This window comes from Mycobacterium sp. (assembly GCF_032162105.1).
Lineage (GTDB): Bacteria > Actinomycetota > Actinomycetes > Mycobacteriales > Mycobacteriaceae > Mycobacterium.
In genome coordinates this window covers 1-10,413 of sequence record NZ_JAVRPS010000130.1, presented here as the reverse complement: position 1 = coordinate 10,413, position 10,413 = coordinate 1, and the positions used below count along the sequence as shown (strand labels likewise).

Here is a 10,413-nt window from a genome sequence, read left to right as displayed (position 1 = left end):
CCGAGGATTCCGTAGAGCTTCCACACGGTCGGAACCCTAGGTGGCCGCACCGACAGGTGTCATTCGACGCGTTTATCGAACTGGGCCCGGATCGCTTCGGCGGCTTCGGGGTTGTCCGTCGCAAGCTGCTGAAGGTAGGCAACGACGTCACCGACCGTGCGCAGGCCCGCAAGATCTTCGTCTGGGATCTTCACGCCGTATTTGTCCTCGGTCTGCACCGCGATCTCCACCATCGACAACGAGTCGATGTCCAGGTCGTCGACGAAGGACTTCTCGACCGTGACCTCGGATGGTTCGATCCCCGTCACCTCCTCGATGATCTCGGCGATCCCGGCTATGAGTTCGTCTTGCGTGATGGCCACGTGAAGCCTCCCTGTTGGATGGGACTGTAGACGCTCCGTCGTTGACAGACCGTAAGTCGGTATACGACTATAGGTCGATGAGTATCGACGCGACGGTGAGCGACGTCAAGGTCAGGCGACGCGAGAGATATGCCGCGCTGACGTGTGAAGCGGTGCTCGGCGCCGCCAAGTCGTTGTTCGTCACCAACGGCTTCGACGCAACGTCCGTCGACGAGATCGCCAGGGTGGCGCAGGCCAGTAAGGGCGCGGTGTATCACCACTTCCGCGACAAACAGGCGATCTTCACCGAACTGTTCAAGACCAGCCAAGAAGCGGTTACGGCCAAGGTCGTCGCCGCCATGCCCACCGAGTCCGAAGAGCCATGGGACAAGGTGCAGACCGCGATCCGACTATTCCTGCACAGCTATGTCGCCGACGACGATGCCCGGGCACTGCTCCGTCAGGTGGTGAGCGTCTTGGGCTGGGACCGCGTACGCGAACTCAACGAGCAGCAGACGCTGCCGTTCCTGCGTGCCACGCTGGAGAGCTTCGTGGCCAACGGATATGCACGCCCGGTCCCGGTTGAGGCCACCGTCGAGCTCTTCTTCAGCATGTTCTACAACGCAGTCCTCTACATCACCGACGCCGCAGATCCCGACACGGCGTCACACGATGTCGAGACGGTCCTGTTCTGCGCGCTTGAGGGACTCAAGGCGCCCACGAAATAGCCAGTGCCAGAAGCTACTGCAGCGCGCGCCACACCCGCGCCGGTGTCATCGGCAGCTGATGCAACCGCGCACCGCACGCGCGGGCGATGGCGTTGGCCAGCGCGGGAGCGACCGGGTTGTACGGTGACTCGCTCATCGACTTCGCGCCAAGCGGCCCGAGCTCGTCGTAGGTATCGGCGAAGTAGACCTCCGTCACCGGGAGGTCGGCCAATTGCGGAATGTGGTAGTTGCGAAGGTCCTTGGTGATCACGACACCGTCGGGGCTCACCCGCATCTCCTCGTAGAGCGCCGAGCCGATCGCCTGCGCAACGCCACCCTCGACCTGCCCGCGGCACTGCTCGGGGTTCAGCACCACGCCGGCGTCGGCGGCCTGCACCGACTGCAGGATGGTCACCTCGCCCGTGTCGACATCGACGGCGACCCGAACCGCGTGCACGTTGAACGCCACCGAACGCGGGGTGCCGTCGTGACGGCCCCGGCCGAGCAGCGGTGCGGTGCCGCCCGCCGCCTTCTGAGCCAGCAGATCCCGACACGCGGCCTGCACCGCCAGCCCGGCCACCACGATGCCCGCCGAGCCGAACGCACCGGTGTCGTAACCCGTTGCATCGGTGTCGGATTGGTGAATGCGCACCTTGTCGACCGTGGTGTTCAACGCCGTGGCGACGAGTTGGGCGTGCACCGTCGACGTGCCGTTGCCGAACTCGGCGGTGCCGACCGACAGGGTGTAGTGGCCGTCGGCGTCCGCCGAGACGGCTGCCTCGGCGAAATGACCGCGCGGCGGAATCGTCGCGATCATCGCGATCGCCATGCCCTCGCCGACCCGCCACTGCGGACCGTCCGGCGCCGCCACCCCGTTGCCTGCAGCGAGTGCGTCCTCGGCCAGGTCCAGGCACTGGTCGAGCCCGTAGCTGCCGAACGTCAGGTCGTCGTCGGCCACATGCGAATCGGTGAACGCGTCGCCGGGCACCACGACGTTGCGGCGCCTCAGGTCGAAGGGGTCGATGCCGAGCCGCTCCGCCAGTTCGTCCAGCGCGGCCTCCACCGCGTAGATGACCTGCCCGAGGCCGTAGCCGCGGAACGCCCCCGACGGAAGGTTGTTGGTGTACACGGCCTGGGCGTCGACACGTTTGTTCGCGCACCGGTACACCGCGATCGACTCGCTGCAGCCGTGGAACATCACGCCAGGGCTGTGGTTTCCGTAGGCGCCAGCGTCCATCAGCACGTCGACCGCCAGCGCGGTCAGTACCCCGTCCGCCCCCGCGGCCACCGTCGCGTCGACCCGGAAGGGGTGACGGCATGGTGCCGCGACGAACTCGTCGGTCCGGCTGAACTCGTAGCGCACCGGCCTGCCCAGCCGGAGCACCGCCAGCGCGACGACGTCCTCGGTCAGCATCTCCTGCTTGCCGCCGAAGCCCCCGCCCACCCGCCGGGTGAAGACGTGGACCTCGGAGCGGTCAAGGCCGAACACGTGGCACAGCTCGTCGCGGACCAGGAACGGCACCTGCGAGCTGGTGCGAATCACCAAGCGGCCGCGCTCATCCCGCCATCCGGTGCAGCCGTGGGTCTCCAGGTGCGCGTGCTGAATGCGCTGCGTGTTCCATCGCCCACGCACCACCGCGCCGCCACCGGCCCGGGCATCCGCCACCCCTCGGTCGACGTCGCCGACCCCGCCGTGCAGTTCGGCGACGACGTTGCGGGACACGTCGGCGATGCGGGCGACCCTGCCTGCGTCCCCGCCCTTGTCGCCGTGCACCAACGGTGCGCCCGGTGACTGTGCCGTCTCCGGGTTGAACACCGCCGGAAGCGCCTGGTACTCGACGACGATCGCGCGGCAGGCGTTGTCCGCGATGGCCGGGCTGTCGGCGACGACGGCGGCCACCCGCTGGCCGACGAACCGCACGACGTCGTCGAGCAGGCACGTGTCATCGGGGTCGTCGAGCCGGCTCTCGTGGCGGGCGGTCGAGAATGCCACCGCCGGGCTGTCGCGATGGGTGAGGACCAGCTGCACGCCAGGCATCCGTTCGGCGGCCGAGGTGTCGATCGAGACGATCCGGGCGTGGGGGAGCGGACTGCGCAGTACGGCCATGTGCAACAGGCCCTCCGGCAGGTGGTCCATGGTGTACTGCTCGGTGCCGGTGACGACCCGCACACCGGCCGGGGCGCCGATCGAGCGGCCCGCGTCGGCCGTCCCTCCGGACTTCTCGGTGTTGGCCCGCCCGGCCAACGCGTCGGTGATGGCCCGATAACCCGTGCACCGGCACAGGTTGCCCTTCAATTGCTGTGGCAGATCGGCGAGTTGGTCCTCGGACAGCGTCGAGGCGGTGGTGACCATGCCCGCGGTGCAGAAGCCGCACTGGAAGCCCGCCGCCTCGACGAACCTGCGCTGCATCGGATGCAGGTCGTCGGGGGTACCGAGCCCCGCGACGGTGGTGACCGTGTGACCGGCCGCGCGGAACGCCGGGAACACGCACGAATGCACGACGGAGTCGTCGACCAACACCGAACAGGCGCCGCAGTCGCCCGCGTCGCAGCCCTTCTTCACGTCGAGGTGGCCGTGTTCGCGCAGGAACGTCCGTAGGCATTGCCCCGGCCACGGATCATCCGGTACCGCTTCACCGTTCACGATGATCGTCACGACAACTCCGCCCGAACTTGCTCGGCGAGCAGCAGGGTCATGGCCCGGCGCCAGTCGGGGTCGCCGTGCGGATCGTCGGTCCAGCGGTCGGCGGGGATGCCGTCGCGAGCTGCCAGGAGCTCGTCGGGGCCGGGGACGGACGCGAACTCGAAGACGAACGGGCGCACGGTGGCGGCCGTCACCGACAGCACGAAACGGCCTCCGTCGGGTGCGGTGTCGCGGCGGCCGATCACCACGACACCGGACCGGCCCAGCGGCGACGGCGCCAGCTTGCGGTACGCCGTACGCGCTCGCAATGCCCTGGCCGGCAGATGTATCGAGCGCAGCACGTCGCCGCCCGCCAGCACGTTCTCCGAACTCCCGGTGACGAAATCCGTGACCGGCAGCCGATAGTCGCTGCCGTCGGCGCGCCACACCACCAATTGGCCGTCGAGGGCCGAGGCCAGCGAGATCATCGCGCCCGCGGGAAACGACAGGCAGATGTTGCCGCCGACCGTCGCGGTGCTCCAGATCTTGAACGACGCCAGCAGCGCCGTGCAGCACTGGTGGAACAGCGGGGTCGCGCGCCAGTCCGGCCTGCTCCGTGTCAGCTGGGTCGACAATGCCGACAGCTCGGCCAGTGTGCACGTCGCGCTGAGCTCGATCTCATTGTCGCTCAAGGTAATCGGTGGCCAGCGCAGACCGGTGAGGTCCACCAGGCGGCGCAGATGCGGTTGCGGCTCGGAGAACAGCCACGTTCCGCCGGCCAGCACCGCATCGTCGGGGCCTAGCGGCCACACCTCATCGCGGCGGCGGGGGGTGACGACCGCCTCGATGGTATTGAGATCCACCGATCGACGGTAGTCAAGCGCCGCCGCAACCGCATGTCCGACGCGGCACGAACGGAGAAAGTGCAACTGCAGGGTTGCGCTCGGCTGTCAACATGTGCAATTCTAAAGTTGCACATCGACCCGAGAGGCAACCATGACAACGCTCGACATCACCCGCAGCATCGACATCAAGGCGCCGGCCGAGAAGGTGTGGGCGGCGCTCACCGAGCCCGACCTGATCGCCCAGTGGTTCGGCGACACGTGCGAGTTCGACCCGACACCAGGCGGCGTCGGATCATTCGGCTGGTCGGCCCACGGCACCTTCCGCGTGGTCGTCGAACACGCCGACCGGCCCAAGACGCTGATCTACCGGTGGGCCAGGGAGCAGGGCGTCGACCCCGTGCCGGGCAACTCGACCGTCGTGCGGTTCGACCTCACCGAATCCGCGGACGGCACCCGGCTCACCCTGCTCGAAACCGGATTCGACGAGCTCGCCGACCCGCAGTCCGCGCACGACGACAACACCGGCGGTTGGCTGGCCGAGCTGGGCGAACTCGTGGAGTTCCTGGAATCCCGGTGACCGACGACACCGCGACGATGCCCGGGGTGCTTTCGGTGCTGGCCGACGAGACCCGCTGGCGCATCCTGTCCGAGATCGGCGCCGCGGACCTGTCCGCCAGCGCGTTGGCCGGCCGGCTGCCCGTCAGCAGGCAGGCCATCGCCAAGCACCTCACCGTGTTGGCCGACGCTGGCCTGGTGGAGTCGGTCCGTGCCGGACGTGAGATCCGGTACCGCGCGCTGGGTGCGCGCCTCAGCGCGCTGGCAAATGAGCTCGAAGCGATCGGCAGACGCTGGGACCGGCGCCTCGAGGCCATCAAGCGCATCGCCGAACTGACGGATTGAGAGTTAATCTTCTGTCCATGACGGACGAACTCGCCGACTTCGCTGGGCGAGATCTCGACGGTGGCGCTGAGCTGCCGTCGGTCGAGTACGCGCTTGCCGGCGGCGCGCCGCAGCGCGTCGGCTGGTTCCGCTTCTACTTCGCCGACGAGCGGTGGGAGTGGTCGCCGCAAGTCGAACGGATGCACGGCTACGAGCCGAACTCGGTGCAGCCCACCACCGCGTTGGTGTTGTCGCACAAACACCCCGACGACTACGGCCAGGTCGCCGCCACGATCCAACAGATCCGGCGTACTGCCGGCGCCTTCAGCACCCGCCATCGGATCGTCGACACCCACGGCGAGGTCCACCACGTGGTCGTGATCGGCCAGCAGATGCGCGACGAGTCGGAAACCGTGATCGGCTCCGACGGCTATTACGTCGACGTCACGCCTTCAGTCACCGACGCCAGGGAGGAACGCGTCACCGAAGCGGTCGCCGAGATCGCCGAGGCCCGCGGCAACATCGAACAGGCCAAGGGCATGCTGATGCTGATCTATCGGATCACCGCGGACTCGGCGTTCGAGCTGCTCAAGTGGCGATCGCAGGAGGCCAACGTCAAACTGCGGGTGCTGGCCGAGCAGGTCGTGAAGGACTTCCTCGAACTCCCCTACGACGAGGTCCTGCCCACCCGGGCGGAATACGACCGGTTGCTGCTGACTGCACATCTGCGCGTCGGATCCTGAGGTCCTCGGCGGCCGCATTCAGCGCTGTCAGTTCTGTTCGCTTCCTGTCGCTTCTCGGCGGCCGTGGCACCTGCGCGCGCGGCCTCGGCCTCGGCCTCCTTGCGTGCGACGTAGTGCTTCCCGGCTCCGCTGGCGTCAAACGCCCCCGACAGAGGTCGTGTGAATCACGTTGTCGATCAATGCGATTGATGGGGGCGTTCGACCAGGTACAACGGCTCCCAACAAGCGGGTTTCGACCGGCACCTGTACGGGCACCCATGGCTGAAGTTCCACGAGGAGGTCGTCACATGCCAGGAGCATCGATCAAGAACGAGAAGATGTACGAGGACCTGCGTCGGCAGGGCGAATCCAAACAGAAGGCGGCCAGGATCTCCAACGCAGCGGCGGCCCGCGGCGCGTCGGCGGTCGGCCGCAAGGGCGGTGAGTCGGGCTCGTACGACGACTGGACGGTGCCGCAACTGCGCAACCGCGCCAAGGAGATCGGACTTTCGGGTTATTCGCGGTTGACCAAGTCGAAGCTGATCTCCAAATTGCGGAACTCGTGACGCGGCGCCGTTGCCTCAGAATCATGAGCGCTGGTGATCGTGGCGTCCGTGGTTAGCTGGAATTGCAAGGGTAGTCTCACTCAGACATCATCAGGAGGGCGCGTGGAGAACGAGGTCGAGTTTCGGGTTGCGGCCAAGCTCGACAACCTTGCCGTGTTGCGCACGCTGATCGCGGCGATGGGAACCTTCGAAGACCTCGACATGGACACCGTCGCCGATCTACGTCTGGCGGTGGACGAAGCCTGCACCCGCTTGATCCGGTCGGCCGTTCCCGGCTCCACGCTCATCCTCGTCGTCCGTCCGCGGGACAACGAGGTCGTGATCGACGCGTCCACCACCTGCACGTCACCCGACATCATGGCGCCCGGCAGCTTCAGCTGGCACGTCCTGAGCTCGTTGACCGACGATGTGAAGACGTTCCAGAACGGCGAGGCGCTCGATGACGGCGCCGTGTTCGGCATCTCCATGACGACGAGACGAGCGAGCTCGCTGCGGTGACGACCTCGTCCAATCGGGGTTCGTCGTCACGATCGAACTCTGAATACGCCGACGTCATCGACATGTTCCGCGAACTTCGCGAGCTGGACGACGACGCCCCCGAGATCACCCGCCGGCGCGATGCCATCGTCGAGCGGTGCCTACCCCTTGCCGACCACATCGCCCGGCGGTTCGACGGCCGCGGCGAGCCTCGCGACGATCTCGTGCAGGTCGCCAGGGTCGGCCTGGTGAACGCCGTGATCCGGTTCGACGTGGACGCCGGATCGGACTTCGTGTCGTTCGCGGTGCCGACCATCATGGGTGAGGTCCGCAGGCACTTCCGGGACAACAGCTGGTCGGTCAAGGTGCCCCGCCGGCTGAAGGAACTGCATCTTCGGCTGGGTGCCGCGACGGCCGATCTGTCCCAGCGGCTGGGCCGCGCCCCCACGCCCTCGGAACTCGCCGCGGAGCTCGAGATGGATCGCGACGAGGTGGTCGAGGGTCTGATCGCCGGGAGCTCCTACAACACCATGTCGATCGACGGCGGCAGCGGCACCGATGAGGCGCCCGCGATCGCCGACACACTGGGCGACGTCGACACAAACCTGGACCGGATCGAGAACCGGGAGGCATTGCGGCCCCTGCTCGAAGCGCTGCCCGAGCGGGAGCGCACGGTGCTGGTCCTGCGATTCTTCGAGTCGATGACGCAGACGCAGATCGCCGAGCGGGTGGGCATCTCTCAGATGCACGTGTCCCGGCTGTTGGCCAAGTCGCTAGCGCGTCTTCGGGACCAGCTGCAGTAGCGGACGCGGTTCACCGTGAATGACGGCGAGTGCGGTCTCGATGCTGGGCGCCACCGGAAGCGTCGCGTCCGGATCGCAGATTCCCAGTAGCCGAGTCACCGCCTTGCTGGGCATCATCGCCCAGTCGGATCCGCTCGCGGCGCACCGCACGTTGAGGGTGTGCAGTGCCGAAAAGCCTGCCGTGCCGAAGAATTCGATGCCCCTGAGGTCGAGCAGTAGGCGCTTCACCGTGTCGGTGTGGTGTAGTGCGTACTCTGCGAACTCCTGTGCGTTGGCCGCATCGAGCTCGCCGCTCGCGGACACGATGAGGATGGACGGATGCAGCCAGCGCGTAGCGAAATATGCTGTGTGGCAGATGGTTACGGACTGGGACTTGGCAGGATCGTGGGATTCGAACGAAGACACTCTGACTCCATCAGGTGAGACGTCGTGCACGCCAGGAAATCGATGGGCCCTGCGTCTCAAAGCCGTGTGATGACGCTTCTGATCGGCTGTTTGTCCAACCTGTCTGAAACGGTACGCCGATCCAGATACATCGACACGCTAACTAAGACGAATCTAATGAATCAGCCCAGCCAACCCTGCTGCAGATCCCAGGCCGGCCCCGGCGCGGGCGCGTCGTCGCGGGTGACGGTGGCCTGGATCAGGCCGTAGGGCCGGTCGTCGGCGTTGAACACCTCGTTGTGGTTCTCCAGACCGAACGCGGACAGGTCGTAGACGAAGTGGTGCTTGTTGGGCGCCGACAATCTGACCTCGGCGATCTGGGGATAGGTCTCCAGCACGGCCTTGCCCATTTCGTAGAGCGTCTGCTGCAGCGCGCGCGATTGGACGACCGCGAACTGTTTCACCAGTTGGGCTTTGACGCCGACATACGTCGCCTCCCAGGCTATGTCCCAGTCCGAGCCGGTGCGGTGATACCGCCACTGCGCCACCAATGACGTCGCCATCACGCGATCGTGGGTGGGTTCCAGGACGGTGTACGGGTCGGTCAGGAAGCCGGCGAATTCCGACCCCGTCGACTTGAGGATCACCAGGTCCTTGAGCCCGGCGATCACCCACTCGCCGGTGCCGTCGACGGTGATCGCGGCGGTGCGCACCTCCTGGCCCTTGCGCATCCAGGTGTGGTCGTGCTCGGCGCCGTCGACGATCGCACGCTCCCAGGCGTATTCCTCGATCTCGATGCGCGCGCCGAGAACCGGTTCGACGTCGTGCACGAAGTGCCGCGCAAGGGCCAGCCCGTAGTCCTCGATCGACAGCAGGCCCTTCTCCTTGGCATAGGCGTATGCGGTCTGCTTCTGGGTGTCGGTGGGCAGCACCTCGGACTGGTCGCCGGCCAGGTGGGCAGCGCTGAAATCGCCACGTAGACATGTGGATACGTTCACATCGTGGATCTCGTGCCGCGGCGTGTCGCGGTAGATTCGCACCACGCGATTCTCGGCCTTGCCGTACTGATTCTTGCCCAGAATGATGCCCGACACGTGTCAGCTCCCTCGGTAGGTCGAATACGCATACGGCGCCAACAGCACCGGAACGTGATGTTTGGCTGCGGCGTCGGTGATTTCGAACGCGATGACGATCTCAGGGTAGAACCCGGTGATCCCCTGAGCGGCGAAGTACGTCGCGGTGTCGAAGCGCAGCCGGAACACCCCGGCGCCGAGGTCGTCGCCGAGCTTCGCGATGCGTCCGTCGTCGTTGGTGACAGCGCTGACAAGCACCTCGTCGCGCGCGTCGAGCAGCGTGACGGGCACACCCGTCGCGGGTCGGCCGGACACGGCGTCGAGGACGTGGGTGGAGAGGCTCATGTGCTCGATCTTGCCTCGCCGGGCGGCTCGCTCAGCAGCCGATTCAGGCGAAGTCGGTTGATCTTGGCCAGTTCGTTGCGCATGACGCGGCGTTCGGTGTCGGGATCGTTGCCGAGTCGGTCGGTGAGGATCGCCAGAAGTTCGTCGGCGGAGCACCCGGTGGCGCACACCAGGTAGACGTAGCCGAACCGGTCCTCGTAGTCCCGGTTGCCGACGGCCAGCGCGGCGCGCACGTCGTCGCTCGCCGCCGTCATGCCTGCCTGCTCCCTGGCCGACGAGGCGTTGTCGACCTTGCCCCCGATGCGGGGATGTCCGTCAAGCGCGGCGTCGATCTCGGCGTCCGGCAGTTCGGCGAGCACCCGGTCGGCGCGGTCGAGCAGGGCGTCGACGTCGGCGAACGGCGCCCCGGCCAATACGCGGCGGGCCCAGATCGGCGACGAGCACACGCCGAACAGCAGGTGCATGCGTTGGCGCTCGGTGCTGCGATTGAAGGCGTCGAGACCGAGCGCGGGTTGAGTGGTCATCGATGTGAACTATGGCAACTCGCTGAACCGGCTGAACCGCGCGGCCGCGATGGGGTTGGCGTCGGCGACGAGGTCGCTGAACCGGTAGTTGACGATCTTGGCGATCTCGATCAGCGCGAACGCC

The 10,413-nt window shown here is 66.8% G+C and carries 14 protein-coding genes; 7 read left to right on the top strand and 7 right to left on the bottom strand.

Annotated features, from left to right (window positions below; all coding sequences use genetic code 11):
• Positions 1-59: 59 nt before the first annotated feature.
• A complete protein-coding gene (gene acpM, locus QOC69_RS06530) occupies positions 60-362 on the bottom strand; it encodes a meromycolate extension acyl carrier protein AcpM (RefSeq protein WP_526437552.1) in 303 nt (100 codons plus the stop codon).
• A gap of 77 nt (positions 363-439) precedes the next feature.
• Here acpM and QOC69_RS06525 point away from each other — a divergent pair, with 77 nt between their 5' ends.
• Entirely contained in the window at positions 440-1,069 is a 630-nt protein-coding gene (locus QOC69_RS06525) for a TetR/AcrR family transcriptional regulator (RefSeq protein WP_526437550.1), read from the top strand.
• Positions 1,070-1,082: 13 nt separating this feature from the next.
• On the opposite strand, the gene QOC69_RS06520 is transcribed toward QOC69_RS06525, so the two are convergent.
• A complete protein-coding gene (locus tag QOC69_RS06520; RefSeq protein WP_526437548.1) occupies positions 1,083-3,704 on the bottom strand; it encodes a molybdopterin-dependent oxidoreductase in 2,622 nt (873 codons plus the stop codon).
• On the bottom strand, positions 3,701-4,534 hold the full coding sequence (locus QOC69_RS06515; protein ID WP_526437546.1) for an FAD binding domain-containing protein: 834 nt from the start codon (positions 4,532-4,534) through the stop codon (positions 3,701-3,703). The genes QOC69_RS06520 and QOC69_RS06515 overlap by 4 nt, the downstream gene beginning before the upstream one ends.
• 133 nt (positions 4,535-4,667) lie before the next feature.
• Between QOC69_RS06515 and QOC69_RS06510 the strand changes: the two genes are divergently transcribed.
• The 6 genes from QOC69_RS06510 to QOC69_RS06485 all read left to right on the top strand — a co-directional run bounded on the left by QOC69_RS06510 (position 4,668) and on the right by QOC69_RS06485 (position 7,963).
• Complete coding sequence (locus QOC69_RS06510; RefSeq protein WP_526437544.1) at positions 4,668-5,093, top strand: SRPBCC family protein; 426 nt, start codon at positions 4,668-4,670, stop codon at positions 5,091-5,093.
• 17 nt (positions 5,094-5,110) lie between these two features.
• Entirely contained in the window at positions 5,111-5,416 is a 306-nt protein-coding gene (locus QOC69_RS06505) for an ArsR/SmtB family transcription factor (RefSeq protein ID WP_526437556.1), read from the top strand.
• A gap of 17 nt (positions 5,417-5,433) precedes the next feature.
• Complete coding sequence (locus QOC69_RS06500; protein ID WP_526437542.1) at positions 5,434-6,138, top strand: ANTAR domain-containing protein; 705 nt, start codon at positions 5,434-5,436, stop codon at positions 6,136-6,138.
• Between the two features lie 287 nt (positions 6,139-6,425).
• A complete protein-coding gene (locus tag QOC69_RS06495; RefSeq protein WP_526437540.1) occupies positions 6,426-6,683 on the top strand; it encodes a Rho termination factor N-terminal domain-containing protein in 258 nt (85 codons plus the stop codon).
• 102 nt (positions 6,684-6,785) lie between these two features.
• Complete coding sequence (locus QOC69_RS06490; protein ID WP_526437538.1) at positions 6,786-7,181, top strand: ATP-binding protein; 396 nt, start codon at positions 6,786-6,788, stop codon at positions 7,179-7,181.
• A gap of 62 nt (positions 7,182-7,243) precedes the next feature.
• A complete protein-coding gene (locus QOC69_RS06485) occupies positions 7,244-7,963 on the top strand; it encodes an RNA polymerase sigma factor SigF (protein ID WP_526437554.1) in 720 nt (239 codons plus the stop codon).
• On the opposite strand, the gene QOC69_RS06480 is transcribed toward QOC69_RS06485, so the two are convergent.
• From QOC69_RS06480 to uraD, 4 genes are all read right to left on the bottom strand, one after another.
• Positions 7,934-8,368 carry an STAS domain-containing protein gene (locus tag QOC69_RS06480; protein WP_526437536.1) on the bottom strand — a complete coding sequence of 145 codons (435 nt, stop codon included), beginning with the start codon at positions 8,366-8,368 and terminating at the stop codon, positions 7,934-7,936. The genes QOC69_RS06485 and QOC69_RS06480 overlap by 30 nt on opposite strands.
• Before the next feature lie 161 nt (positions 8,369-8,529).
• On the bottom strand, positions 8,530-9,441 hold the full coding sequence (pucL, locus tag QOC69_RS06475; protein WP_526437534.1) for a factor-independent urate hydroxylase: 912 nt from the start codon (positions 9,439-9,441) through the stop codon (positions 8,530-8,532).
• Positions 9,442-9,444: 3 nt separating this feature from the next.
• Positions 9,445-9,765 (bottom strand): hydroxyisourate hydrolase, encoded by a 321-nt coding sequence (gene uraH, locus QOC69_RS06470; RefSeq protein ID WP_526437532.1) that lies wholly within the window; start codon positions 9,763-9,765, stop codon positions 9,445-9,447.
• On the bottom strand, positions 9,762-10,289 hold the full coding sequence (gene uraD, locus QOC69_RS06465; protein WP_526437530.1) for a 2-oxo-4-hydroxy-4-carboxy-5-ureidoimidazoline decarboxylase: 528 nt from the start codon (positions 10,287-10,289) through the stop codon (positions 9,762-9,764). Before uraD ends, uraH begins: the two co-directional genes overlap by 4 nt.
• Positions 10,290-10,413 lie beyond the last annotated feature (124 nt).

Bases quoted from the DNA above. Each gene is read 5' to 3' on its own strand.
- QOC69_RS06495 (WP_526437540.1), top strand. From the start codon at position 6,426: ATGCCAGGAGCATCGATCAAGAACGAGAAGATGTACGAGGACCTGCGT.
- QOC69_RS06500 (WP_526437542.1), top strand. From the start codon at position 5,434: ATGACGGACGAACTCGCCGACTTCGCTGGGCGAGATCTCGACGGTGGC.
- QOC69_RS06505 (WP_526437556.1), top strand. From the start codon at position 5,111: ATGCCCGGGGTGCTTTCGGTGCTGGCCGACGAGACCCGCTGGCGCATC.
- QOC69_RS06525 (WP_526437550.1), top strand. From the start codon at position 440: ATGAGTATCGACGCGACGGTGAGCGACGTCAAGGTCAGGCGACGCGAG.
- uraH (WP_526437532.1), bottom strand. From the start codon at position 9,765: ATGAGCCTCTCCACCCACGTCCTCGACGCCGTGTCCGGCCGACCCGCG.
- uraD (WP_526437530.1), bottom strand. From the start codon at position 10,289: ATGACCACTCAACCCGCGCTCGGTCTCGACGCCTTCAATCGCAGCACC.
- QOC69_RS06510 (WP_526437544.1), top strand. From the start codon at position 4,668: ATGACAACGCTCGACATCACCCGCAGCATCGACATCAAGGCGCCGGCC.
- QOC69_RS06485 (WP_526437554.1), top strand. From the start codon at position 7,244: ATGTTCCGCGAACTTCGCGAGCTGGACGACGACGCCCCCGAGATCACC.